This window comes from Sorangium sp. So ce327 (genome assembly GCF_051530205.1).
In the GTDB taxonomy this organism is placed as follows: Bacteria; Myxococcota_A; Polyangia; order Polyangiales; family Polyangiaceae; genus Sorangium; species Sorangium cellulosum_B.
In genome coordinates this window covers 8,346,483-8,370,744 of record NZ_CP150330.1, presented here as the reverse complement: position 1 = coordinate 8,370,744, position 24,262 = coordinate 8,346,483, and the positions used below count along the sequence as shown (strand labels likewise).

General features: G+C 69.9%; 20 protein-coding genes. 11 read left to right on the top strand and 9 right to left on the bottom strand.

From position 1 onward, the window contains the following. The first annotated feature begins 10 nt into the window (after positions 1 to 10). The 4 genes from WME95_RS31075 to WME95_RS31060 all read left to right on the top strand — a co-directional run bounded on the left by WME95_RS31075 (position 11) and on the right by WME95_RS31060 (position 8,690). Complete coding sequence (locus WME95_RS31075; protein ID WP_437902969.1) at positions 11 to 2,878, top strand: response regulator; 2,868 nt, start codon at positions 11 to 13, stop codon at positions 2,876 to 2,878. Positions 2,879 to 2,977: 99 nt separating this feature from the next. After that, positions 2,978 to 4,036: a response regulator gene (locus WME95_RS31070; protein WP_437902968.1), complete on the top strand. Its 1,059-nt coding sequence runs from the start codon at positions 2,978 to 2,980 to the stop codon at positions 4,034 to 4,036. 240 nt (positions 4,037 to 4,276) lie between these two features. Continuing rightward, on the top strand, positions 4,277 to 7,030 hold the full coding sequence (locus WME95_RS31065) for a beta-propeller fold lactonase family protein (RefSeq protein WP_437902967.1): 2,754 nt from the start codon (positions 4,277 to 4,279) through the stop codon (positions 7,028 to 7,030). Positions 7,031 to 7,331: 301 nt separating this feature from the next. Then, the gene (locus tag WME95_RS31060) at positions 7,332 to 8,690 is read left to right on the top strand and encodes an LLM class flavin-dependent oxidoreductase (protein WP_437902966.1); all 1,359 of its coding nucleotides are present in this window, start codon (positions 7,332 to 7,334) and stop codon (positions 8,688 to 8,690) included. Positions 8,691 to 8,745: 55 nt separating this feature from the next. Here the strand turns inward: WME95_RS31060 and WME95_RS31055 are convergent, their stop codons facing one another. Continuing rightward, positions 8,746 to 9,405 (bottom strand): TetR/AcrR family transcriptional regulator, encoded by a 660-nt coding sequence (locus WME95_RS31055; protein ID WP_437902965.1) that lies wholly within the window; start codon positions 9,403 to 9,405, stop codon positions 8,746 to 8,748. 47 nt (positions 9,406 to 9,452) lie between these two features. Here WME95_RS31055 and WME95_RS31050 point away from each other — a divergent pair, with 47 nt between their 5' ends. After that, positions 9,453 to 10,334 (top strand): CPBP family intramembrane glutamic endopeptidase, encoded by an 882-nt coding sequence (locus WME95_RS31050; protein ID WP_437902964.1) that lies wholly within the window; start codon positions 9,453 to 9,455, stop codon positions 10,332 to 10,334. Positions 10,335 to 10,473: 139 nt separating this feature from the next. Beyond that, the gene (locus WME95_RS31045) at positions 10,474 to 10,896 is read left to right on the top strand and encodes an AAA family ATPase (RefSeq protein ID WP_437902963.1); all 423 of its coding nucleotides are present in this window, start codon (positions 10,474 to 10,476) and stop codon (positions 10,894 to 10,896) included. On the opposite strand, the gene WME95_RS31040 is transcribed toward WME95_RS31045, so the two are convergent. From WME95_RS31040 to WME95_RS31020, 5 genes are all read right to left on the bottom strand, one after another. Further along, complete coding sequence (locus WME95_RS31040; RefSeq protein WP_437902962.1) at positions 10,818 to 11,654, bottom strand: hypothetical protein; 837 nt, start codon at positions 11,652 to 11,654, stop codon at positions 10,818 to 10,820. The two genes, WME95_RS31045 and WME95_RS31040, sit on opposite strands and share 79 nt — an antisense overlap. A 343-nt stretch (positions 11,655 to 11,997) precedes the next feature. Continuing rightward, positions 11,998 to 13,305, bottom strand: a complete 1,308-nt coding sequence (gene lysA, locus WME95_RS31035) for a diaminopimelate decarboxylase (RefSeq protein ID WP_437902961.1) — start codon at positions 13,303 to 13,305, stop codon at positions 11,998 to 12,000. Between the two features lie 193 nt (positions 13,306 to 13,498). Continuing rightward, on the bottom strand, positions 13,499 to 15,055 hold the full coding sequence (locus WME95_RS31030) for a phospholipase D-like domain-containing protein (protein WP_437902959.1): 1,557 nt from the start codon (positions 15,053 to 15,055) through the stop codon (positions 13,499 to 13,501). A 13-nt stretch (positions 15,056 to 15,068) separates the two neighbouring features. After that, the gene (locus WME95_RS31025; protein WP_437542464.1) at positions 15,069 to 15,290 is read right to left on the bottom strand and encodes a hypothetical protein; all 222 of its coding nucleotides are present in this window, start codon (positions 15,288 to 15,290) and stop codon (positions 15,069 to 15,071) included. Positions 15,291 to 15,562: 272 nt separating this feature from the next. Beyond that, positions 15,563 to 16,105: a hypothetical protein gene (locus tag WME95_RS31020; RefSeq protein ID WP_437902957.1), complete on the bottom strand. Its 543-nt coding sequence runs from the start codon at positions 16,103 to 16,105 to the stop codon at positions 15,563 to 15,565. On the opposite strand from WME95_RS31020, the gene WME95_RS31015 reads away from it, so the two are divergent. Next, complete coding sequence (locus WME95_RS31015) at positions 16,092 to 16,595, top strand: hypothetical protein (RefSeq protein WP_437902956.1); 504 nt, start codon at positions 16,092 to 16,094, stop codon at positions 16,593 to 16,595. The two genes, WME95_RS31020 and WME95_RS31015, sit on opposite strands and share 14 nt — an antisense overlap. 332 nt (positions 16,596 to 16,927) lie before the next feature. Here the strand turns inward: WME95_RS31015 and WME95_RS31010 are convergent, their stop codons facing one another. The 3 genes from WME95_RS31010 to WME95_RS31000 form a co-directional block, all read right to left on the bottom strand. Further along, complete coding sequence (locus tag WME95_RS31010) at positions 16,928 to 17,719, bottom strand: hypothetical protein (RefSeq protein WP_437902955.1); 792 nt, start codon at positions 17,717 to 17,719, stop codon at positions 16,928 to 16,930. Between the two features lie 408 nt (positions 17,720 to 18,127). After that, positions 18,128 to 19,333, bottom strand: a complete 1,206-nt coding sequence (locus tag WME95_RS31005) for a glycoside hydrolase family 11 protein (protein WP_437902954.1) — start codon at positions 19,331 to 19,333, stop codon at positions 18,128 to 18,130. Positions 19,334 to 20,191: 858 nt separating this feature from the next. Next, entirely contained in the window at positions 20,192 to 21,568 is a 1,377-nt protein-coding gene (locus tag WME95_RS31000) for a sigma-54 interaction domain-containing protein (RefSeq protein WP_437902953.1), read from the bottom strand. Between the two features lie 187 nt (positions 21,569 to 21,755). On the opposite strand from WME95_RS31000, the gene WME95_RS30995 reads away from it, so the two are divergent. From WME95_RS30995 to WME95_RS30980, 4 genes are all read left to right on the top strand, one after another. After that, entirely contained in the window at positions 21,756 to 22,079 is a 324-nt protein-coding gene (locus WME95_RS30995; RefSeq protein WP_437902952.1) for a 4Fe-4S dicluster domain-containing protein, read from the top strand. A gap of 109 nt (positions 22,080 to 22,188) precedes the next feature. Beyond that, on the top strand, positions 22,189 to 22,884 hold the full coding sequence (locus WME95_RS30990; protein ID WP_437902950.1) for a hypothetical protein: 696 nt from the start codon (positions 22,189 to 22,191) through the stop codon (positions 22,882 to 22,884). Then, positions 22,881 to 23,423: a hypothetical protein gene (locus tag WME95_RS30985; RefSeq protein ID WP_437902949.1), complete on the top strand. Its 543-nt coding sequence runs from the start codon at positions 22,881 to 22,883 to the stop codon at positions 23,421 to 23,423. Before WME95_RS30990 ends, WME95_RS30985 begins: the two co-directional genes overlap by 4 nt. 70 nt (positions 23,424 to 23,493) lie before the next feature. Then, positions 23,494 to 24,171 (top strand): hypothetical protein, encoded by a 678-nt coding sequence (locus WME95_RS30980; protein WP_437902948.1) that lies wholly within the window; start codon positions 23,494 to 23,496, stop codon positions 24,169 to 24,171. Positions 24,172 to 24,262: the final 91 nt, after the last annotated feature.

Here is a 24,262-nt window from a genome sequence, read left to right as displayed (position 1 = left end):
CGATGACCGCATGAATGAACGGGGGGAGCGGAGCGGGCAACGCTCTCGCACCGCGCCGAGTCTGTCCTTCTGGGTCGCGGGGCCGCTGGCCGTCGCGCTGCTCGTCTTCGTGGGGCCGGGGCTGTGGATCGCGGCGTGGGCCATCGAGGGCGCGATCCTGAAGAACGAGCTGGGCGTCCTCGCGCGGACCCATGACGAGTGGACCCGCCGCATGAACGACCGGCTGATCCAGGCGGAGGCGAGCGTCGCGCGGTACGGCCGCATGCTCACCTCGGCATTGCATGAGGTCGAGGGAGAGACCCCGCAGAAGTTCGACGCGCTCGTCGGGCCGTCGCGCGACGGCGGCATGGTGTCGCGCAACGCGGGCTTCGAGCCCAGGCGGGACGCCGTCGTCTGGCTGCCCGCGGGGTACCCGCTCGACGACCGGGAGAAGGTCTTTCTCCTGCAGCTGAAGCGCATGACCGAGCTGTACTCGGCGGGGGCGCCGGGGGAGCCCATCAACACCTGGCTCATCCCCAGGCGGAACGGGCTCGTGATGTACTGGCCCAGCTACACGAGCTACATCGATCAGGTCGACACGACCGTCGATTTCGTCAACTCGGAGTGGACGACGCTCGTGCTCCCGGCGAACAACCCGGAAGGAAAGCCGCGCTGGACGCCGACGAGCTACGACCCGGGGGCGCGCGAGTGGATGGTGAGCGTCGTTGTGCCGTTCTTCCGCGACGGGGTGTTCGAGGGGAGCGCCGGGCACGATGTCACCGTCAACGCGGTGATGGACAGCTTCCGGGAGCTCTCGCTGTATCCGGGGACGGAGCACGCCCTCGTGAGGGGCGATGGGACGGTGCTCGTCTCGAGCGTGAACCAGGACAAGATCCACGGGAGCAAAGGCACGCTGACGGTCGAGTCCATCGGCGACGACGATCTCAAGCGCGCGTTCGAGGCGGCGAAGCGCGACGACGCCGCGGCGGCGCGCGTGGTCGGCCGCACGGATCAGCGCGTGATCGTGGCGGCGCGCATCGCGGCGCCGGACTGGTACCTGCTCACCGACGTCCCTCGCGCGGCGCTGCTCTCGTCGGTGAAGGGGCTGTACTGGGACTACTGGCTGATCGCGGCATTCTCGATCCTGGCGCTCGTGGCGCTGCCCGTGCTCGTGATCATGCGCGTGACCTTGCCGTCCGTGCGGCAGCTCGTCACCGCGGCCGAGCGGATCCGGGGCGGTGATCTCGATCAGCGCTTCGAGGCGTCAGGCACCCGGGAGTTCGTGCACATCGGCGACGCGCTGAACGGCATGGCCCAGCAGCTCCGCGAGACGTTCGCCGCCCTGGCGAAGACGAACGAGGAGCTCGAGCAGCGCGTCGAGCAGCGCACCGCCGAGCTCAAGGAGGCCACGGTCGCCGCGGACGCGGCCAACAGGGCGAAGAGCGACTTCCTCGCCAACATGAGCCACGAGCTGCGGACACCGCTCAACGGCATCCTCGGGTACGCCCAGATCCTGAGGCGCTCGAGGAGCCTGGGCGCGCAGGAGCTGCGCGGCGTCGAGGTCATCGCCGAGTCCGGCTCTCATCTGTTGACCCTCATCAACGACGTCCTCGATCTGGCGAAGATCGAGTCGCGGACGATGGAGATTCACCCCAACGATTTCCATTTCCCGTCGTTCTTGAACGCGACGGCCGAGATCTGCCGGATCCGCGCGGAGCAGAAGGGGATCGCGTTCGTGTTCAAGCCCGGCCCCGCGCTGCCCGAGGGGGTGCGCGTCGACCAGCGGCGCCTGCGTCAGATCCTGCTCAATCTGCTCGGCAACGCCATCAAGTTCACCGAGAACGGCAGCGTCACCTTCACGGTCGTCGAGGTGCCCGGCGGGTCACAGGGCGCGCGCAAGGACCTCCCGGAGGACGGCGCGAGCCCCGCATCGCGGACCAAGACGCACAGGATACGCTTCGAGATCGAGGACACGGGGACTGGCATCGGCGCCGAACACCTGGACCAGATATTCCTGCCCTTCAAGCAGGTCGGAGACAAGAGTCGCCACCGCGAGGGCACCGGGCTCGGGCTGGCGATCAGCCAGCGCATCGTCACGCTGATGGGCAGCTCCATCCAGGTCAGGAGCGAGCTCGGGAAGGGCAGCGTCTTCTGGATGGACCTGACGCTCGCCGAGGCGCCCGACTGGACGGACACCGTGAGGCGCACGGAGCAGGGGCAGATCGTCGGCTACAAGGGCTCGCGGCGGAGGCTCCTCGTGGTGGACGACAAGCCGGAGAACCGCGCCGTGGTCATCAGCATGCTCGCGACCCTCGGGTTCGAGCTGGCGGAGGCGAACGACGGCCAGGAGGGCCTGGACAGGACGGCGAGCGAGAGGTTCGATCTGGTCATCACCGATCTCGCGATGCCCGTGCTCGACGGCTGGGAGATGATGCGCCGCATACGAAAGGCGCCGGAGCTCGCAGGGACGGTCATCATCGCGTCCTCCGCCAGCGCGTTCATCACCGACCAGGACAAGAGCCTGGAAGCGGGCGCGGACGATTTCCTGGCCAAGCCGCTGCAGATGGATGAGCTGCTCGCGAAGCTGCAGCGACACCTCAAGCTGGAGTGGATCTACGAGCGGCAGGACGGCGCCGGCGAGGAGGCGGAGCCGAGCCCCAGCTCGGGTGTGACCAGCATCCGCGATGTCGTCCTGCCCCCGGACGAGGACCTCAAGGCCTTGCGCGATCTCGCGCGCAAGGGGCTCGTCAATCACATCCAGAAATACGCGGACAAGCTCGAGCTGGGCGACCCTCGGCTCGCGCCTTTCGCCAGGCACCTGCGCGAGCTCTCCGAGGACTTCCGGCTGGAGTCGATAGAAGAGCTCGTCGGCGGGCGTATCGACGGCGGCGCCCGATGAGGGCGTCGGGTTGAGATCTGTTGTGAGCGCAGTCATCCTCATGCAGCGTCGCTGGCGCGACGAGTGAGGTCATCCGCTGGAGAGGGCAGTGTGACGAACGTGAGTGATACCGGAACGGTCCTGATCGTCGACGACGAGCCGCGAAACCTGAGGTTGCTCCGCGACAACCTCTCGGGCTGGGGGTTCGAGATCGCGGCCGCGACGAACGGCCTGCGAGCCATCCAGCTCGCGAAGGAAGTGGCGCCGGATCTCATCTTGCTGGACGTGAAGATGGAAGGGATCGACGGCTTCGAGACGTGCCGGCGGCTCAAGACGGATCCGGTCACGAGCGACATCCCTGTCATCTTCATGACGGCGAGCACGGAGATGAACGCGGACAAGGTGAAGGGGCTGAACCTCGGCGCCGTGGAGTTCCTCCTGAAGCCGTTCCAGAGCGAGGAGCTGCTCGCGCGCGTCCGGGTGCAAACGAAGCTCAGGCAGCTGATGAAGAGCCTCGCGGCGCAGGTCGAGGAGCGCGTCGCCGCCGAGGCGGCGCTGCAGGAGCTCACGCACGAGCTGGAGCGGCGCGTGGCGGCGCGGACGGCTGAGCTCGAGCGGGCCCTTTCGGAGCTCACGCAGGCTCAAGCCGCCCTCCGCGGGTCGAACGAGCAGCTGGAGACCGAGGTGGCGCGCCAGACCGAGGAGCTCCGCAGGACGAACGAGCGGCTGACGCTGGAGCTCACCGAGCGCGAGCGCGCGGAGCTGGCGCGCGCGGCGCTGCAGGAGGAGATCATCCGGGCGCAGAAGGAGCGGCTGGCGGAGCTCTCCACGCCGCTCATTCCGATCACCGAGCGGATCATGGTCATGCCGCTGATCGGGACGATCGACGCCAGCCGGGCGCAGCAGGCGCTCGAAGCGGCGCTGGACTGCGTGCACACGAACCGGACGGACGTCGTGATCATCGATGTCACGGGCGTGAGGCTCATCGACTCCGCGGTCGCGACCACGCTGATGGGCACGGCGGCGGCGCTCCGGCTGCTCGGCGCGACGACGGTGATCACCGGCCTGCGCCCCGAGCTGGCGCAAACGCTCGTCTCGCTCGAGATCGATCTCAGCACCGTGGTCACCCGGGGGACGCTCCGGAGCGGCATCGACTACGCGCTGCGACAGGTCCGCTGACGCCGTAATGCCAGCGCGCCTGCGGGGCCGTGCGGGTTATGCGGCACACGGAGAATCGAACTCATGACAGTCGCTCTGTGCGACCACGTAGCCCAGAACACCGCCAGCCGGTCGGCCGTGACGACGCGGCCGCTCGTCCGCTTTTTTGTTGTTAATCGTATTTATTTTACATAGCTTGAAAGCATGCTGCCATCATGCTGTCTGCACCGTTTCCTGGCTGTCAGCGTAGGTGCTACGGCCATGTCCCTCGCCGCCGCTCTCCCCGCGGCGGCCGCCACGCCGTTCACGACATTCGAATCGGGCCAGGTCCGCCCCCTGGCCCTGTCGGCGAACGGCAAGCTGCTCTTCGCGGTGAACACGCCCGACAACCGGCTGGAGATCTTCCGCGTCGAAGCGCATCGTCTGCAGCTCAAGGCGTCTGTGCCCGTGGGGCTCGAGCCGGTCGCCGTGGCTGCCCGGGGCGACGATGAAGTCTGGGTGGTGAACCACCTGTCCGATAGCGTCAGCGTTGTCGACGTTCGAGACCCCGCCAAAGCGCGCGTCGTCCGCACGCTGCTCGTGGGCGATGAGCCGCGCGACATCGTGTTCGCCGGGCCGCAGCGCTCGCGGGCCTTCATCACCACGGCCCACCGCGGGCAGAACGCCCCCTTCGATCCGCAGCTCTTGACGCCCGGCATAGGGCGCGCGGACGTCTGGGTGTTCGACGCGAGGCGGCCCGGGACGTCGCTCGGCGGGACGCCGCTCTCCATCGTGACGCTCTTCAGCGATACGCCGCGCGCGCTCGCGGTGACGCCGGACGGCAGCCGGGTCTACGCCGCCGCCTTCCACTCGGGCAACCGCACGACCGTCATCGACGAGAGCCTCGTGCCGAACGGCGGCGAGGCCGCGGGCGGACTGCCCGGGCCCGACACCAACTTCGAGGGAGTCCCCCGGCCGGAGGTCGGGCTCATTCTCAAGTTCGACGGGTCCCACTGGGTCGACGAGCTGGGACGCCCCTGGGACGACGCGGTGCGCCTCTCGCTGCCCGACAAGGACGTCTTCATCATCGACGCGCTCGCCAACCCGCCGCGCCAGGTGGACGGGCCAGGCGGCTTCTTCACGGGCGTGGGGACCGTCCTGTTCAACATGGTCGTGAACCCGGTGAACGGGAAGGTCTATGTGTCCAACACCGACGCCCGGAACGAGGAGCGCTTCGAGGGGCCGGGCATCTTCGCCGGCCACAGCGTGCGCGGCCACCTGCACGAGAGCAGGATCACCGTGCTCGGTCCGGGCGGCGTCGCCCCGAGGCACCTCAACAAGCACATCGATTACAGCAGCTGCTGCGCGCCGGTGCCGAACGACGAGAGCGAGAAGAGCCTGGCGCAACCGACGCAGATGGCCGTGACGCGCAACGGAGCGACCCTGTATGTCGCGGCGCTCGGCTCGGACAAGATCGGCGTCTTCGACACAGCGAAGCTAGAGAACGACACGTTCGTGCCCAGCGCCGCGGACCAGATCCGCGTCCCTGGAGGCGGGCCGACCGGCCTCGTCCTCGATGAAGACAGGCATCGGCTCTACGTGCTCGCGCGCTTCGACAACGCGATCTCGGTCATCGACACCCGGACCCGCCGCGAGGTCGCGCACGTGCCGATGCACAACCCGGAGCCTCCGAGCGTCGTCCGGGGGCGCCGCGTCCTCTATGACGCGTCGCGGAGCTCGAGCCACGGCGACTCGTCCTGCGCGAGCTGCCATATCTTCGGCGACTTCGACAGCCTCTCGTGGGACCTCGGGAACCCGGACGGCACCGCGGTGGAGAACCCGGGACCGTTCTGCACCGATCTCTTCGGCCAGGATACGAGCTTGCACCCGATGAAGGGGCCGATGACGACCCAGAGCCTGCGCGGCATGGCGAACCACGGGCCGATGCACTGGCGCGGCGACCGCACGGGCGGCCATGACGCGCCCACGTCCCAGCCGGACAGCGGGGTGTTCGATGAGCGGGCGGCGTTCAAGAAATTCAGCGTGGCGTTCGTCGATCTGCTCGGGCGGGACGAGACGATCCCGGAGGAGGAGATGGATGATTTCACGGACTTCATCCTCCAGGTCACGTATCCACCCAACCCGATCCGCGCGCTCGACGACTCGCTCACGCCCGATCAGATCGCGGGGCGCGACTTCTTCGGGGGGCCCGTGTCGAGCATCCTCGGCGCCTCGTGCATCGGGTGCCACGCCGTCGATCCCGACGCCAACCCCGACGACTTCGCGCCGGGCTTCTTCGGCAGCGACGGCGGATCGGCCAACGCCAACGAGACCCAGCTCTTCAAGGTCCCGCACCTGCGCAATCAGTACCAGAAGGTCGGGATGTTCGGCATGGCGGAGTCGTTCGTGTTCCCGTTCGGCGGCTCCAACGAGCACATGGGCGACCAGGTCCGCGGCTTTGGCTTCCTCCACGACGGCGCCGTCGATACGCTCGTCCGCTTCAACGCGTTCTCCGATTTCGTCCAGACGCCGGAGAACCCCGGCGGCTTCCCCGTCGACCCCGAGGGCGAGCTCCTGAAGCGCCAGGTGGCGGAGTACATGCTGGCGCTGGAGTCGAACCTGAAGCCCATCGTGGGCCAGCAGATCACGCTCACGCCGTCGAACGCGGCGGTGGCCGGCCCGCGCGTCGATCTGCTCGTGGCGCGCGCCGACGCCGGCGACTGCGATCTCGTGGTCAAGGGCTGGTCCCATGGGGACGAGCTGGGCTTTGTGTACGTCGGCAATGGCCGTTTCGACGCCGACCGCGAGCGCGCGCCGCGGCGGTGGGACGGCGAGCTCCGCTGGCTGGCCACGAGAGGCGGGAGCGAGCTGACCTATACCTGCGTGCCGCCCGGGTCGGGCGAGCGCATCGGCGTCGACCGCGACGGCGATGGCTTCTTCGACGGCGACGAGCGGGACGCCGGCAGCGACCCGGCCGACCCGGAGAGCGTTCCGCGGCGGGGACCGCACGGACCGTTCCCGTGGCCGCATCACTGAGCGGAACGATCGCGCCTGCGCGCTCATCCGTCCATGGACCGGTGAGCTGCCGCGGACGGGTGCTTCCCTGACAGCAAGGCTTCCGCAGCGCTGGTGATCCGTTGCTGCCCTCGCAGCACGTCGCGGGGGCAGGGCAGGGGCGGCGCTTCGATCTCCGCCGCTGCGCCCGTGGCTCCGGCGCCGGGCACGGCGCTTGCGCTCTGCGCGTGGCGAGCGCGTGGTGAGCGCGTGGTGAGCGCGTGCGGCGGTCGCGCGGCGACCTGCCCGCGCGCACGTGAAGGACCGAGACCGAGGACACCCCATGAGCGACAATCAGCGGAAGATCCGTTTGGGCGCCTTTTTGCCCGGCGCAGGCCACCACGTGGCGGCCTGGCGGCACCCGCAGGCGCAGGCGGACGGAGGCATCAACTTCGCGCATTACAAGCGCATTGCGCAGGCGGCGGAGCGGGCCAGGTTCGACGCCGTGTTTCTGGCCGACGGGCTCGCCTTGCAGAACCGGCCCGGAGCGCAGGGCCGCACCGCTTATGGGGCCAGCTTCGAGCCGGTCACCTTGTTCTCCGCGCTCGCGGTCGTCACCGAGCGCATCGGCTTCATCGCCACCGCGTCCACCACGTACGAGGAGCCTTACCTGCTGGCCCGCAAGTTCGCCTCGCTGGACCATATCAGCCAGGGGCGGGCAGGCTGGAACGTGGTCACCACCGGCGGGGGCGAGGCGGCGGGGAACTTCGGGCTCGACGCCCACCCCGACCACGCGCAGCGCTACGTCCGGGCGCGCGAGTTCGTCGATGTGGTCACCGGCCTCTGGGACAGCTGGGAGGACGACGCCTTCCTCCGCGACAAGGCGTCCGGGGCTTACTACGATCCGGCGAAGCTGCACACGCTCGATCACAAGGGGAAGTTCTTCTCCGTTCGAGGGCCGCTCAACATCCCGCGCCCGCCCCAGGGACACCCGGTGATCGTGCAGGCGGGATCGTCGGAGGCGGGCAGGGAGCTCGCGGCCGAGACCGCCGAGGTGATCTTCACCGCGCAGCAGACGCTGGAAGACGCGCAGGCCTTCTACGCCGACGTCAAAGGCCGGATGGCCAAGTACGGGCGGCACCCTGACCAGCTGAAGATCATGCCGGGGGTGTTCCCCGTGGTCGCAAGGACGGAGTCGGAGGCCAGGGCGAAGTACCAGCAGCTGCAGGACCTCATCTTGCCGGAGGTCGGTCTATCGCTGCTCTCGGGCCTGTCGGGCGGGGTCGATCTGTCCGCGTATCCGGTGGACGGGCCGCTCCCCGAGCTGCCCGAGACCAACAACAACAAGAGCCGGCAAGCGCTGATGTTCGACATCGCGCGCAAGCGCAACTTGTCCATCCGGGAGCTCTACCTCTGGGTGGCTGGAGCGCGCGGGCACTGGACGATCGTGGGCTCGGTGGAGCAGATCGCGGATCAGCTGGAGGCGTGGTTCACGCAGGGCGGCGCCGACGGGTTCAACGTGATGCCGCCGTGGCTCCCGGGCGGGCTGGACGATTTCATCGAGCTGGTGATCCCGGAGCTGCGGCGGCGGGGGTTGTTCCGAACGGAGTACGAGGGGCGCACGCTGCGGGAGAACCTTGGGCTGGAGCGGCCGGCGAACCGCCACGCGGCCAGCGCAAAGCCGCAGGCGTCGGCGGCCTGACGCCAGCGCTCCGGTGCGGGGGGCGCCTGGCCGCGCGCGACATCGCGCCGGCGCGTCACGCGCTCTCCCCTGGCCGGCCCGCCGGCTCGATGTACGGCGCGAGGTAGCGACAGACCGCTTTCTTCGCCTCCTCGACGTAGAGCGCGCCCTGCTGCTCGTCCGGCTGTGCGGCGAGGGCGAGCAGCGTCGATGCCATATACAGCGCGCTCTGCGCGACGACCCGCCGCTCGGCGGGCGCGAGCGCGGGCGTCAGCGGCAAGAGGATCGCCTCGACGCGCTCCGAGAACTCGTCCCCCCACGCCGCGGCCGTCGAGAGCAGCGCGCCGGACAGCTGCACACCGAACCATAGCTCCCGGTAGCCGGGCTCCGTCCGGTAGAACGCCGCGAGCGCGTCGATCCAGCGCTCGGTGAGCTCTCGCCAAGAGCCCGGCGGCGCCTCCGCGAGCGCCGCCTCGGTCCGCGCCCGCAGCCGCTCCAGGTAACGCCCCGTCAGGGCGTGGAGCACGGCCTCCTTGTTCGGGAAGAACTCGTAGACCGAGCCGATGGACGTCCGCGCCCGCGCCGCGATGGCGTTCGTGGTGACCGCGTCGAGCCCGCGCGACGCGAGCAGCGCCGCCGTCGCGTCGAGGATCCGCTCCTTGCGCCGCTGGCTCCTCGCCTGCAGCGGCACCCGGCGGGGCGCGGTCGACGGCGGCTTCTTGCGCTTCGTGGCCATGCGCCGAGCGTACTTGACAACCTGAGCAAAAGCTCGACTATATCCGAGTGAAAGCTCAACTTTCGGAGCGGCTCGGTCAGATGGGGCAGATCGAGCCGTCTGGCGCGGCGCCGGCCGGCGCCACGCCAGTCGGCGAGGCCGCCGGGCGGGTGGGGGCGCTCCGCCTTGGCTGGCCGGGGCTCTGCGCTGTCTCTGCCGCGACGCTCGCCTACGCCGCGTACCCGTCTGCCGCGGAGGATCGCGCCCTCGGCCTCGCCTGCTTCGGCGTCGCGCTCGCCTCCCTGCTCGCCGTGGCGCGCGCGCCGGACCGGGCGGCGCTATACGCGCCTCTCCTGGCGGTGCTCACGCTCGCGCCCGCGGCGGTGGGGCTCGTCGCGCCCTGGCCGCTCTCCCTGGCCGCGCCGCTCGTCGTGCTCGCGCTGCTCGCGCGCGCCGTGCCGGCGCTGCGGTCGTCGATGCCGCCGCTGCGGCGCGGGGCGTTCGGGCCCGCGGTCCTCGGCTGGATCGCGGCGGTCGTCCTCGTCTCCGCGCTCGCGCTCGTGCTCTGGGTCCGGCTGATGCGGCCCGATCTGTCCCAGATGCGGGCCCTGCTCCCGCCCGTCTCGCTGCCGCTGTTGCTCCTCGGCGGCCTGGGGTTCGCGCTCTTCAACGCGCTCCTCGAGGAGGCGGTGTTCCGCCTGGTGTTCCTCGGCTCGCTGGACGCCGTGACGACCTCCGGCTGGACCGCGGTGCTCGTCCAGGCGGCCGCCTTCGGGCTCCTCCACCTGAGCGGCTTCCCGAGCGGGGCCGTCGGCGTCGGCCTGGCGGCGATCTACGCGGTGATGCTCGGCGTGCTCCGGCGCCGCGCGGGCGGCCTGCTCGCGCCGTACGTGGCGCACGTCGCCGCCGATCTCACCATCTTCGCGCTGCTGCTGACCTGGACGCGGTGACCCGCGGCTCCGCCGCTTCGCCGGCGGGTTCGGCGGAGAAGCAGGACGCCGGGCTGCCTGCTCAGACCGTTCGGAGCCCTTGCCGCTGACGGGCGGCGGAGTAGCGTCCGTGAGGGCACGCCGCCCCGCCCGAGGCACCATGAGCATCCAGGTCCCCATCGGCATCGACGACTTCCGCCGGCTCGGCGAGCTGGGGCTCGAATATGTCGACAAGTCGCACCTGATCCAGGAGCTCGTCGACAGGCCGGGCACCGAGGTCGTCCTGCTCCCGCGCCCGCGGCGCTTTGGCAAGACGCTCAACCTCTCGAGCGGAATGACTACACGGCCGAGCTGCGGGCGGCGGGCGCGGCGCCGATCCACGCGCTGGCGGCGGCGTTCGACGGGAAGGTGGTGCGGGCGGCGCGAGGGGCATCGTCGCGTGCGCCGCCGAGGCGGCGCGCATGTTCTCTCTGCACAACCCGGTCCAGGAACACGCGGGAGCCTTCACTTCTTCCCCTCCCAGGTGTGGATACGGAACTCGACTCCCTTGTACTCGATCACCGCATCGGTCTCGCTGCCGTAGGTGGTCTGCGATTTGATCTTGTCGTCGCCCCGGTACTTCTCCAGCACCTGCCCGTACAGGTAGTGGACGATCACATGTTGGACCTGCCCAATCTCGAGGACCAGCTGTACGAAGCGTAGGATTCGCCTCTTGCACCCGTCGCACGGGCCATAGGGGCCCAGGAGGATGAGCTGGACGACCGGCGGCGGATCCTGCCGTAGGATGGCGAGCGCCGACGAGAGCACGCCCACCTCGCCGTCGTCCTGCGAGACCACGATCTCGGCGTCGTCCCCGATGAGCGAGAACTTGGAGGAGAGCTCCTTGTTCTCTCCGAGCTTGTTCCCGAGCTCGCCGACCGTGCCGGAGAGCCAGCCGAACACCCATTTCGGGTTCCCGCCCTGCGTCCCCACCTTCGCCAGCTTGAGGATGTCGTTGGACAGCTTCACCGCGTTCGAGCTCGAGTGGTTGATGACCGGTTCGTTCCTCCCCTCGTTGACCACCTTCTTCTCGTACTGGTAGGTCCGACTGCTCAAGATCGAGCTGTACTCCCTCCAGAACGCGCTCTCCCCGCCTTGCTTGTACGCCGAGACGAGGCGCGACTTTTCTCCACCGGAGAGATCGTCGTAGGTGAGCACCTCCCGGATCAGCTCGTGGAGCGGGCGCTCCCGCTGCTCCATCCGCTGGAGCGACCGCCCTCCGGCCGGACCGGGCTTCGTCGGCGCACGCTGGGCCGGGTGCGGCGGAAGCGTGGCCGTTCCGGCCGGCGCGGCTCGGGGCATCGCGATCGTTGCCGCGTGCGGGGGTCGTGGGGCGATCCCGGGCATGGGCCGCCTGGGCTGCGCGACGGTGGCCGCGTGTGGAGGCGGCCTGGGAATGCCGGAGGGACGAGCGTTCTTGGGGAGCATCGGAGCGGGACGACGGGCACCGTCCCGATCCATGTTCCGGCGCTCGATCGCCCGTGGGCCAGTTTTCGTCGATCTGCCGGCGCCGAGCGCGCGACGGCCATCGCGTCCTCGGCCACCTCGGCGGCGAGCCGCTCGAGCCCCTCGACGCCAGTCCCGGAAGCTCACCGCACGCGGGACGCGCCTTGCCCGCGTCCGTGCGGTCACCCGGCGTCGCGGCTCAGCCGCAGCCGCTCGCGCCCGCCGGCTCTCCCGCCCCCGCGCGCAGGCGCTCCTTGATCTCGTCGGACAGGCACATCCGCGAGACCATGTCCTCGAACGTGTCGCGCCGCCGGATCAGCCGGCTCTTCCCGCCGTCGATGAGCACCTCGGCCGGCCGCAGCCGGCCGTTGTAGTCGTAGCTCATCACGTGGCCATACGCGCCCGCGTCCATCAGGACGACAACGTCCCCCTCGGCGACGTCCGCGGGGAACTCGCGCTCCGCGATCCACATATCCGTGTTCTCACAGACCTGGCCCGTCATCGCCATCGGGGCCGTCTGGCCGCGGCGGCCGTTGATCCGCACCTCGTGGTATGCGCCGTACATCACCGGGCGCGCCATCGTGTTCATCGAGATGTCCGTGCCGATGATCGTCTTGTATCCCTGCTTGATCGAGATCACCCGCCCGAGCACGTAGCCCGCGTCCCCGACGAAGTAGCGCCCCGGCTCCATGACGAGGCGCGGCTCCTTCAGGCCGTGCTCCGCGCACTTCTTCCGGACCATCGCGGCGATCCCGCGGGCGACGGCCTCCACGTCGAGCGGCGGCTGCTCCCGCCGGTAGGGGATGCCGAGCCCGCCGCCGATGTCCACGAAGGCGAGGTCGAAGCCGAGCTTCCGGGCCACCGGGCCGATCAGGTCGAGCAGCTTGCCCGTGACGTGCGCGAAGTTCTCCGGCTTGTTCGCCTGCGAGTGAGGCATCATGTGCACCCCGAGCCGCTCGACCCCGTTCTCGAGCGCGGTGCGATAGGCCTCCTCCACGTAACGCGGGTGGATCCCGAACTTCGCGGACGGGCCCGCGAACGGCTTCAGATCGGGGGTCGCGATGTCCTCGCCGCTCGGGTTGATCCGGAACGACATGCAGCGCGGCTTCCCGAGCGCGAACAGGCGCTTCAGGATGCCGTGATCATCGACGTTGAAGTTCACGCCGGCCCGCAGCCCCGCGGCCAGGTCCTCGTCCGAGAGGCTGTTGCCCGTGTAGATGATCCGCTCGCCCGACAGCCCGAGCGCCTGCGCCAGGCGGATCTCGTTCGGGCTCGCGGCGTCCACGCCCGAGCCCTCGTCGACCAGGAGCTTCGCTATCTCCAGGTTGTTGCACGCCTTGATGGCATAGAAGACGGACACCTCCGGGTAATTGCCGCGCAGCGCCCGCGTGAGTCGACGGAAGTTCTCCCGGATGCGCTCGGCATCGTAGGCATAGAGCGGTGTTCCGTATTGCTCCGCGAGGTCGCGGACCGAAATGCCCCCGATCTTGATCTCTGCCTCTTGCATACTCCTCGTGGCGTCAACGCTTCAACTTTGAGAGACAACCTGAAGAAACCGTTCGCAATTCCGCGGCACAGCCTACCATGCGCCCCTGGCGGCCGGAAGGGGCGCGCCCTGCCTCGAGGTCCAGGGAGGCCGCCGGTGCCGGCGCCGGCGCCGCGCCTCCCAGGCGCGCTCGCCCGGAGCGCCTCGCGCGCGGCTACTTCGCGGGGTCCCGGCTGATGAACAGGTGCCGCCAGAGCGCGCCGAGCCCGCCCACGAAGAGCGAGCCCTGGCGCTGGTCGATGTCCTCGGCCGCGGCGGGGTCGAACGGCAGCTGCTGCGGGTCGATCACTGCGAGCAGGGCGCGCTCGTCCGCCGTGGGCGAGGGGTGGAGCCTCAGCCGGCACGAGCTCCCGGGCGTGCGCGGCCCGGTCGCCGGGCTCGCCAGCCCGTCGAGGCAGGCGACGAGGTCGTCCACCCGATCGAAGTCGGCGTCCCCCAGGTGCTCGCCGATGAGCGACGCGCGCACCGCGCGGATCGAGCGGCCCAGCGCGTCGTCGGGGTCGTCGGTCTCGACCGAGGCGTTGATCTCCGTGTCGATCGAGAGGCTGCGGTTCGTCAGGTTGGCGGAGCCCACGGTGAGGAAGCGGTCGTCGACGATCATCACCTTCGAGTGGATGTACGTGGCGCGCTCGGCGGTCTCGTCCTCGCCGCACGCCGGCAGGGTGTAGTAGACGCCGAGGCGATGGCCTGTCTCGGCCGCCACGTCGCGCAGCCCGCCGAGCACCTTGGCCTGGGAGAGGCCGACGGCGATCTGCTCCTTCATCGTCTCGGCCTCCATGTTGAGCAGGAGCACCACGTCGAGGAGCGGCCGGCCCTCCGCGCGCATCCGCCGCGCGAGCGCCTCGGCGATGACGTGAGAGCTGAAGTACTGGGTCTCGATGTAGATGAAGCGCTCCGCGGCGTCGATGGCGTCGAGGAAGAGGTCGCGTATCTCCGTGCTGTGGGGGGCGCCGGTGGGCGCGCCGTGCGGATCGGTGCGGCTCAGCGTGACGCGCGCCGCCGCGAGCGGGATGCCGCCCTCGGGCCGGTAGTCGGGGAACGTCGGATCGGCCTCGTCGAGGTCCGGCAGCGTCATGTCCACGCCGCCCGCGCGCCGCCAGCGATCCGTGAAGATCTCGGTCAGCGCCCGCGCGACCGAGCGGCTGCGCAGGTAGGCCTGCACGTCGTGAAACGGCTTGTGCGGCTCTCCTCGGCTGACGCGGAGCGGGTTCTTGTTCGCGTGGCTGCGGTCGTCCCAGCGGTGATCGCAGAGGTCGAGGCCGCCGAGGAACGAGAGCTCGCCGTCCACCACCACGAACTTCTGGTGGTGCGAGGCGCGCTCGACGTGGGTGGCGTCGAAGAGGAAGCGCAGGCGATGGTTCGTCCACTCGAAGACGAGCTGCTGGAGCCACTCGCGCTCGAGCGCGAACACGAGGTGGAAGTCCCACGCGAGGATGAAGATCTGGAGATCGGGGCTCCTCTCGCAGAGGTGGTTCAGGAACTTGAGCAGCGTGATCGGGCTCGACACCTGCTCCTCCCTCCCGCCCCGGAGCAGGGCGACGTCGCTGTCGAACTGCCATCCGGCGAGGAGCAGGTACCGCCGCGCGCTGGACGCGACCCGGTAGAACTCGGGGTAATACTCGTCGGCGTCGACAAGCAGGCCGATGTCGTCCACCGGGGTGTCGCACCACGTGTGGCGGCGAGGATCGATGATCGTCCGTGCGCTCCTCATCGCGATCGCGCGCCTACGGCTTCAGGTGCTCCTCGATGAGCCGCTTCAGGCCCGCGACGTCGGGCCGGGTCCCGCTCGCTTCGCCGATGGCCGCGAGCCGCTCCGCCTCGTCGCGCGAGAGATCGGGGCATATCCACTCCAGCAACGCTGCCCAGTCCGGCGCGCCGTCGCAGCTATAGCAGTCATCGGGGATGGGTGTATTGTCGGGGAAATTCCGGAAAACCAGGTACGGCATCGCATCTACCTTCATGCCGGGATCGCGGTCACATGTCATTGCATCGTCACCGCGGCTCGCGCTCGCGCGCGTCCGCCGAGCGCTCGCCACCTCGGCTATGGCGCCGGCGGAGCCAGGGGGCAAGCGTGCCCGGGGCCGCTCCGCCGGCGGGCCGTGTCCGGAGCGGGGTCGGGCGCGTGGTCAGGGGAGGCGCAGGAAGGAGGTCGCGCGGCGCGCGCGATGGCGGTCAGGTCATCGCGCTGGCACGACCCACGCGCCGGCGCCCGGTCGTGTCAGGGGGCGCAGCCGATCCGCTCCGGCGCGACCGCCACATCGTCGTACCACATCGTCCGCGCCGGGCCGTGGAAGCCGAGGTAGCCGAAGCTGAACGTCTTGTAGTTGAGCGTCTTCACGCCGGTCTTGTCGATGATCTTGGTGCCGTTGGCGTAGACCTGGACGCCGCCCTTGGCGCCGTCGAAGTAGGCCTCCATGCAGTGCCACTGGTCCTTGGGGAGCTTCACACCGTTGCTCCCGCACCGGGTCTCGCCGCCCGTGGACAGGGTGACCTCGTCGTGCAGGTTCAGCACGAGCTGGCAGTACTGCTCGGCGATCTCCATGTTGTCGCCCAGGTTCGGCTCGCCGTCGCCCGTCATGGCCTGGAAGTAGGCGTTGTGGTCGGACTGGCCGAGATCGATGCTGCCGCGCACGTAGAGCCGGACCCAGAACGTCGAGCCGGGCGACGGGACGGAGAGCATCCTCCAGTCGTAGCCGCTGCCCCCCGGGTTCACGCGCAGCGCGCGCGAGCCGGCGTGGAAGATCGAGGTGTCGATCGCCATGTTCTTCAGCGCATCTGCCGCCTGGTACGAGGGACGGTACGTCGCGCCCTCGGGCAGCCCGTCTCCCTCGAAGTCGGAGCAGAACGTTGCGCTCGCCGGGCACCCACCGGTCGGCGTCCCGCTGCCGGTGCTCGCCGTGGCGCTCGTCTCGGGCGTCCCGGTGCTCGTGGTGCTTGTGCTGCTGCTGGTGTCGCCGCCGCCGCCGCTGCTGCTGCTGGTGCTGCCGTTGCTGGTGCTGCCGTTGCTGGTGGTGCTGCCGTTGCTGGTGCTGCCGTTGCTGCTGCTCGCGGCGGGATTGCCCGTGCCCGAGCTCACGCTCGAGGCGCCGCCGGTCCCCGCGCCGCTGCCGCCCGCGCCCCCGGTTTCCGAGGCGTCAATTGCGCCGCCTGAGCAGCCCGCCGCCGCGGCGGACAGGGCCAGACAGGAGATCCCAACCCAAGTGAAGCGTGCGATTTCGCGATCGAAAGTCATGTTGATGCCCGAAGGGTGATAGGCCCGTTCGCCGGAGCTGCGCGCTGCCGCAGCGCGGCACGTCTGCCGGTGATCCTTAAGAAACTGCCGCTGCGCCGAGGCGCGACCTGCGCTCGACGCGGCTCACAGCTCTAGCAGAATTCGCCGCAGCTCGGGAGGTGTTCTTCCGGGTCCAGACGGACCGTAAACTTCTCAGCAGAGCGGCGGGCGCGGACGGCGCGGCGCGGACCGCGGGATCCTGGGCGTGACCGAGCTGCTCGGCCGCCAGCACCGCGGCGAGCGTCTCGCCGACGCAGCCCTGGCGCACGGCGCTCGCGGCGGCGGCGGCGGCGCTCACCGCGACCGCGCCCGTCACAGCCGGCGACAACCTGGATGCACGGAGCGCACAAATGCGTCGGCGTCGCCGGTGATCTGGACGACGGCGCTCCCCACCGGGCATTTGACCCCGTACCCTGTGCTGTGCACGTTGCCGATGCCGGGGCCGACATTGATGTTGCCGTCGCCCGTCTTCCACGCCTCGACCGTCTGGCACAGCAGCTCGACCCGGTAAACGTAAGTGTCGACCCAGATGTTGATCCCGACCAGGACCTGGCTCGCAGGGCAAATCACGCTGCCCGGCCCGCCGCCGTTGCCGCCGGCGGTCACGGTCTGGAAGGCGGTGCCCAGGGTGCCGTCGCCGGCGAGCGGCGCGCAGATCAGGCCGATTTGATCGATCGAGCCGCCGCTCCGGCCGTGGACGCCGACAGCCACGTTGCCGTTCCCACAGGCGATCTCGTAAGAGATGTCGCTGCCCGCGCCGCCCGCGCCGCCGGCGCCGCCCGCGCCGCCAGCGCCGCCCGTGCCACCGGAGCCGCCGTCGCCGCCCGTGCCACCGGAGCCGCCCATGCCGCCAGCGCCGCCCATGCCGCCAGCGCCGCCCGTGCTGCCAGCGCCGCCCATGCCGCCGCCGCCCGCGTCACCGCCGGCTGTACCGCCGCCGCTGCCGCCAGCGCCGCCGCCCGTCGCGCCGGCGGTGCCCGAGAAGTCGAGATCGTCGACCCCGGAGATCGCGTTGCATGCCGCGCTCCAGCAGACGAAGGCGAGCGCCGCGGCCGCGACCGTCGCGAGAGGCTTCGTCGTCCGGACTGCTGCGTGTTCTCTCATCGGAAGCTCCCGTGGCGGATGAGGACGTCCGGCGTGACCATACCCGCGAGAATGGCCGAAAGGAACCTGAACCTCGCCTCGAAGGCCTTCGCGAAAGCGTTGCCGGCGAGAGGCAGACCGTTGCCGGGGCGGCAAGGGGCCGGGGCGTGCGCGGGCGACGCCCCTCTCGCCGCGGATGCATGGCGATGCCGTGGCGGAGCTGCGACGCCGCGGGGAGCGGCGGGATCAGAGCGGCGAAGGGCCGGCTCCGAGGTGGGAGAGCCGAGCGCGCCCGCCCGCTGCTCGAGCGTGCGCCGCGTGTCTGTCAGATGGGTGGGGAGTCGTGCCTGGGGCTGAAGAAGCCCGGGCACGTGGCGCGCGGGATGATCATCCCGCGCGCGTCATCATGCGATGCTCAAGGCCGAGCGCTCACTTCATCGACACGTTCACGCTGGCGCTCCCGCTGCTCTGATAGCCCTCGACGACCATCGAGACCTCGTACAGGTTCCCCAGCTTCATCCCCAGGCGATCCCACGCGTTGAAGTGGTTGGCGACGGAGATGGTTCCGCTCGTGCGCTTCTGCTGCCGGACGCTCCAGAACTGATAGAAGGTCTTGGTGCCTTCGATGGACGGCTGGTTGACTCGCTCGGTCCGATAGATGTCATAGGTGCCTCCGTCGCTGGTGACGGTGCCCATGAACCCCTGGCCGCCCGGCGGACGCCAGGTGCCCCAGCTGTCGATGATGTAATACTCGATGAGCGGGCCCTTCGTCCACCCGTAGACGCCCAGGTACGAGTTGCCGTTCGGCCGGTAGTCGGCCGAGTAGGTCACGATCTGGTTCTTCGACCCGGGCCTCAGGCCTTTACGGCCCAGCAGGTTGTTGATGTTGCTCCACTCGACGTTGTAGCCAGTCGCCGTGTTGGTCTGGCATCCGCTCCCGTTGTCCTTCCAGTACTCGAAGGTGTAGCCGCAGTGGGTGCCCGTCTGGTTGGCGCAGACCTGCTGGTTGGGTGACGTGCACGTGCTGCCGCCGCCGGAGCCGCCCGACCCGCCGGAGCCGCCCGATCCGCCGGAGCCGCCCGACCCGCCGGCACCTCCCCCGCCCGAGCTGCTGCTCGACGTGCTCGAGCTGCTGCTGGCCGAGCTCGAGCTGCTGGCCGAGCTCGAGCTGCTGCTCGACGACGAGGCCGCGCCCGAGTTGATGATCGTGCCGCCGGAGCCGGTGACCGAGGCGATCGTGGGCCGCCCGCTGCCGCTCGCGCAGAAGCCCCACTGCGTCGAGGCGCCAATGCCGACCACGCCGTTGTGGTCCACGTTCGTGGCGCTGAACTGGCCGTTCGACTCCGTGAACTTCACGTTCCACGGGTTGGGCTTCGTCGAGCCGTTGAGCGCGACGACGACGTTCCAGCCGGTGGTCGCCTTGTCGCGGGTGTTGTTCTTCACCGTCACGTTCGCGCAGTAGCCGCTTCCCCAGTCCGAGGTGACGGCGACGCTCGCCGACATCGAGCGATCCGCGCTTTCCAGCGCGCCCTCCTGAGCCTCGATGTCCTCGTCGACGATGTTCTCGACGCTGCACGCCAGAAGGCCGCACGCGATCGAAGCGGATAGGTAGCCAAGTAAGGGAACGATGCGCATTTAAGATTCTCCATGATCGGATCGGCGGAGTCGCGGGCCTCTGTTCGAGATGGATCTATGAACCATCGAGACAGACGCGAGCCCTCCGAGCCATTGGTTAAAGTTCAAAATTTCCGGCCAGCGTGCTCGTGATCCGGAGATCACGGATGCGCCCGCGGGCCTGCGCCGACCACATGCCTGGCAATCACGATGTTTGTCGGACAGATGCTCACATGCGAACACCCCGTGTGACGGGGCCGGGCATCAACTTGGAGAAAGCAAGAACAACTCGAACGTACAGCCGAAAGAAGCAAGTCGCAAGTAGCCCCGGCAGATTCACCCGGAGTAGGCCCCTGTACGATCCTGCAACCGACTGCGGCCCCCGGCCGAGAGCGGTCCGGATCGCCAAGGGAGATTGGCATATTCACACAAACAGGAGGACAAAGTCAAGACTCTTTTCTAAGTCGCGTTTGCTTTTGCGCGGCGCTGCTCGGCAGCGCCTTGGCGTGCTGTTTGTCTTCTCTTGTTCTGTTTGTTTGCTTTGTAAGAGCAAGATCCAGCCACGTTGCGCGTGGAGGTTCGAGGATAGAACCTTGATTTGTTCATCTCTCCTGGAAAAGCGACGAACTCTCGAGAAAGAACGGCCTACGGCCGAGCTTGGTCATCCGATCTTGCGGTGAAACTCCACGAGGAACGGTGCCTGACCGTCAGGGTCGAACTGATGCAGCGTCTCTGACACGACGTTCCCGGGCGCCCCGGATCAAGCGGCATCTCTCGATCGCCGGGCCTGTCGGTGCGACAGCGGAGCCGTCCGGAGACCATGTGGAACACGCCTCACACACCGGGGCTGGCCGCAGGGTTTGACGAGCCTCTCGGCCGTCAGCCCTTCTCTCCGTCCTTCCGGATCCCGAGCTTCCGCATCTTGCTTTGCAGCGTCGTCGGCTTCAGCCCCAGCGCCGCCGCGGCCCCGTCCTCGCCGTAGATCTTCCCGCCCGCTGCCCGCAGCGCGTCCTCGATGCAGCGCTGAGCCGCCTCTCGGTACGTCATCACACGCCCTGTCGCGCCGGGCGCGCCGGGCGCAGCGGAGAGCGGCGCTGACAGGATGAGCTCGTCTCCTGTCGACATCACCATCGACCGCTCGATGACGTTCTCCAGCTCCCGCACGTTGCCTGGCCAGCCGTGCGCCCGCAGCCGCGCCATCGACTCGGCGCTCACCCGCGGCGGCGTCCGGCCGAAGCTCGCCGCCACCTTCTCCACGATGACGCGCGTGAGCGGCTCCAGGTCCTCCGGGCGCTCCCGCAGCGGGGGGACGATGATCGGGAATACCTGCAGCCGATAATAGAGGTCCTCGCGGAACGCCCCGCTCGCCACCATGTCCTCGAGCGGCCGGTGCGTCGCGGCGATCACGCGCACCGAGACGCGCACCGCGCCCTCGCCGCCGACGCGCTCGATCTCGCCCTCTTGGAGCACGCGCAGGAGCTTCGCTTGCGCCGCCCTGGGCAGCTCGCCGACCTCGTCGAGCAGCAGCGTCCCGCCGCTCGCGCGCTCGAACAGCCCGAGGTGCCGGGCCGCGGCGCCCGTGAACGCGCCGCGCTCGTGGCCGAACAGGGCGCTCTCGACGAGCCCCTCGGGCAGCGCTCCGCAGTTGACCGCGAGGAACGGCCGCTCCGCGCGGCGCGACAGCGCGTGGATGCGGCGCGCGATCACCTCCTTGCCCGTGCCCGTCTCGCCGCGCACCAGCACGGTCGTGTCCTGCCGCGCGACGAGCGGCACCATCTGCTGGAAGATCGCCCGCATCGCCGGGCCCACCGCGACCACCTCCCTCGGCAGGGCGACGCGGTCGAGCTCCTCCTTGAGCGTCCGCTTCTCCCCCTGCGCGCGGCGCGCGATGGCCGCGACGCGCCCGAGGACCTGCACCTGCCGCAGCGCCACGGCGAGCAGGCGACCTGTCGCCTCGAGCAGGGCGGGCGAGACGTCGAGCGCCGCGCCGCCGCCGAGCGCCATGGTGGCGCAGCCGACGGCGCCCTCCGCGTCGCGGAGCGCGAAGACGGCGAGCGTCTCGCCGCCCGCGCCGCGCCGGACCTCCGGCGCGCCCGGCGCGGCCGCGCCGCGGCGCAGATCGAGCCGCAGCAGCGGGAGGTGGCGCGAGAGCGCGGCGCTCACCGCGGGGACGAGCGTCGCCTCGGTGTGCGCGCGGGCCGAGGCCTCGCCGAGGTCGGCGAGCAGGAGGAGGGCGTGATCGGCGGAGGCGGTCATCGTGCGCGGAGCGAGGCCGACGAAATGGCGTTGCGCGGCACCGTAGGGGCGTTGCCTGGACCGCACAAGGCCGGCGAAAGCCCGGGAAAAGCCGCTCGGGCCGCGGGCACGCGCCATGCTCCCTGCCGAGGGAAGGAGAGGAGAGCGCGCGGACGACCGCGCGCCACGGAGAAGGAAAGGAACCCTCATGGCCTACGTCATCGCCGAGCCCTGCGTCGCCACGTGTGACACCGCCTGTGTCCCTGTCTGCCCTGTGGACTGCATCCACGGCCCGCTCGCGGCGGACGAGATCTCGCGCATCCCCGAGGGAGAGCGGAAGACGCGCCTCGCCGGTCTCCAGCTCTACATCGATCCCGAGTCGTGCATCTGCTGCGGCGCCTGCGAGAACGAGTGCCCGGTGGGCGCCATCTTCGATGAAGACGAGCTGCCGGCCGAGTGGCAGGGCTACCGGGAGATCAACGCGCGCTTCTTCGACGATCGCGCGAAGGAGCGCGCTCCGGAGGGGACCTGAGCGCGGCCCGGGAGCGGCCGATGGCGACGAGCGACACGAGGAGAGGCGGAGGCGGCCGCGGGGCGTTGACAGCCCGGAGTCGCCGCGATGTCATGCGCCTCTCTTCCACGTGCTCCGCCCACCGGTCAGCTTCCAGGCGCGCGCGATGTGCATCGGGCTCTGCTGTGCGGCGCTCGCGTGCATGGCGCCGCCCGGGCCGAAGGGCGTGCTTCCCTTCCTCGCCTCTCCGGCGGGGCTGGGCGTCGCCGCGCTGGCGCTCATGGCCCTCGGGACGTCGATCGAGGACCTCGGCAGGATCCGGCGCATCCGCGCCGGCGTGGGCCTCTGTATCGCGGCCGCCGCGCTCGTCGCGGCCGGCGCGCTGTGGGGCGCTGCGCTGCCCGCGCTCAAGCCGTCGCTCGCCTGGTTCGCCTGGCTTCTTTATGGCGCCGGCGCGATCGGCGTCGCCCTCGCGCTCCGGCGTGACATCGCCGTCTTGCGCGATCCGCGTCACGGTCAATCCGTCCGCCTGGAGTCGATCTCGGCCGACGCCGTTCGTCTCACCGCCAACGGGGCTCCGGTCACCGTCCCCGCCGCCCAGATCCGCAGCGTGAGCCTCTGCGCCGGCCTTGAAGGGCGGGGCGTCTTCGTGCTCGTCGGCAGCCGGGACAAGGTGATCGGCGACGCGCGCGCGCTGCCCTGGGTCGCCGCCCATCGGGACGGCGATACCTTCGTCTTGACCGAGCACCAGGCGGCGCTGGACGCAGAGGTCCTGGCCGTGCGGCTGCGCGAGGCAGCTTCCGCCAGCGGAGGGGATTATCGATGAAGGCGAGCGAACACGCGGCGGATGACGCTCTCGAGATCCCGCTCCGCCGTCCCTACCTGGAGCTCCTCCTGAGCGCCCTCTTCTTTGCTGTCTGCGCGGCGGTCCTCACCCACCGGGCCCAGACGAACGACCGCGGCCTGATCCTGAACGGGATCCTCCATTTCGAGCCCGGAGGCGCCGCCGTCTTCTACGCGGTGCTGGCGACCCTGTCAGGGGCCTTCTGCGCGCTCGGCGTCCTCGTCGCCGCGCGGTTTGCTGCGCTCAAGGAGTTCCGGATCGTCCTTGGCCCTCGATCGATCACCTTGCCGTCGATGCATCCGCTCCGTGGCGCGCGGGAGGTGACCGTGCCGCTCGATCGCGTCGAGTCCGTGGAGCTGCAGCCGCCGGCCAAGCCGATCACGCTGGTGATCCGCGAGGACGATCGCTCCCATAACATCCCGCAGCGCTGGCTCCCCAGGGGCAGGTCGGCCGAGGAGGTCGCCGGCGCGATCATCGCGCGGGTGCGGGGGTCGCAAGCGGGGCAGCGCGCCCGCGGGTAGCGCGCTGCAGGTCGTGGGATCTCGGCCGCGATGCGGTAGTAGGATGGCGCCCGATCACGAGGAGGCACCCATGAAGGCTGCGGCCGCGCTGGTGAAGGACATTCGCGAAGAGCTCCAGAGCATCGACGATCAGCTGAGGGCTCACCCCTATCCGGACGCCATCGAACGGGGAGAGGTCACCGTCGAGGGATTGAGGGCCTTCCCGGGCCACCAGCACCACGTGGTGCTCAGCGACCTGCGCTCGATGGCGATGATGCTCCAGCGCTTCGGGGACACGCCCTGGCGCGATTTCTGGAGTGGTGTCCTCCAGGGCGAGCTCGTGGCGCCGGACGGGATCGCTGCCATGGGCCGGAAGCTCGGCATGACGAAGGACGACCTGGATCGGTACGAGGTCACCGCGGAGGGGTTCGCGTATGCCGTTCAGATGGCCTGGGCGGCGGCCAACGCCTCGGCGGCCGAGATCGCGTGCGCCCTGCTCATCAACTTCCCAGCCTGGGGGTTCAACTGCGGCAGGATGGGGAAGGCGCTCCGCGACCGGTACGGCTTCGGCCCGGAGCACACCGCCTTCCTGGACGCGTTCGCGGCCCTGCCATCGTTCGAGGACACCGCGGTCGCCATCGTGCAGGACGGGCTCGACCGCGGCGTGGAGCCCCGGGCGATCCGCCGCACGACCAGGCTATTTCAGGCGTATGAGAAGATGTTCTGGGACGCGATGATGGCGCTGGGAGCGCAGAAGGCGCGCGGCTAGCTAGCGTCGCCCTTCCTCGCGCTCACACCCGTACTTCTCGCGGATCTCGGCCGCCATCCCATCAGACCCTCCGCGGACCAGTGCTTGATCG

What these genes read in the sequence shown, in the direction of transcription:
- WME95_RS31075 (WP_437902969.1), top strand. Translation starts at nt 11, where the DNA reads ATGAATGAACGGGGGGAGCGGAGCGGGCAACGCTCTCGCACCGCGCCG.
- WME95_RS31065 (WP_437902967.1), top strand. Translation starts at nt 4,277, where the DNA reads ATGTCCCTCGCCGCCGCTCTCCCCGCGGCGGCCGCCACGCCGTTCACG.
- WME95_RS31060 (WP_437902966.1), top strand. Translation starts at nt 7,332, where the DNA reads ATGAGCGACAATCAGCGGAAGATCCGTTTGGGCGCCTTTTTGCCCGGC.
- WME95_RS31055 (WP_437902965.1), bottom strand. Translation starts at nt 9,405, where the DNA reads ATGGCCACGAAGCGCAAGAAGCCGCCGTCGACCGCGCCCCGCCGGGTG.
- WME95_RS31045 (WP_437902963.1), top strand. Translation starts at nt 10,474, where the DNA reads ATGAGCATCCAGGTCCCCATCGGCATCGACGACTTCCGCCGGCTCGGC.
- WME95_RS31040 (WP_437902962.1), bottom strand. Translation starts at nt 11,654, where the DNA reads ATGCCCCGAGCCGCGCCGGCCGGAACGGCCACGCTTCCGCCGCACCCG.
- lysA (WP_437902961.1), bottom strand. Translation starts at nt 13,305, where the DNA reads ATGCAAGAGGCAGAGATCAAGATCGGGGGCATTTCGGTCCGCGACCTC.
- WME95_RS31030 (WP_437902959.1), bottom strand. Translation starts at nt 15,055, where the DNA reads ATGAGGAGCGCACGGACGATCATCGATCCTCGCCGCCACACGTGGTGC.
- WME95_RS31025 (WP_437542464.1), bottom strand. Translation starts at nt 15,290, where the DNA reads ATGCCGTACCTGGTTTTCCGGAATTTCCCCGACAATACACCCATCCCC.
- WME95_RS31020 (WP_437902957.1), bottom strand. Translation starts at nt 16,105, where the DNA reads ATGGCGATCGACACCTCGATCTTCCACGCCGGCTCGCGCGCGCTGCGC.
- WME95_RS31010 (WP_437902955.1), bottom strand. Translation starts at nt 17,719, where the DNA reads ATGAGAGAACACGCAGCAGTCCGGACGACGAAGCCTCTCGCGACGGTC.
- WME95_RS31005 (WP_437902954.1), bottom strand. Translation starts at nt 19,333, where the DNA reads ATGCGCATCGTTCCCTTACTTGGCTACCTATCCGCTTCGATCGCGTGC.
- WME95_RS31000 (WP_437902953.1), bottom strand. Translation starts at nt 21,568, where the DNA reads ATGACCGCCTCCGCCGATCACGCCCTCCTCCTGCTCGCCGACCTCGGC.
- WME95_RS30995 (WP_437902952.1), top strand. Translation starts at nt 21,756, where the DNA reads ATGGCCTACGTCATCGCCGAGCCCTGCGTCGCCACGTGTGACACCGCC.
- WME95_RS30985 (WP_437902949.1), top strand. Translation starts at nt 22,881, where the DNA reads ATGAAGGCGAGCGAACACGCGGCGGATGACGCTCTCGAGATCCCGCTC.
- WME95_RS30980 (WP_437902948.1), top strand. Translation starts at nt 23,494, where the DNA reads ATGAAGGCTGCGGCCGCGCTGGTGAAGGACATTCGCGAAGAGCTCCAG.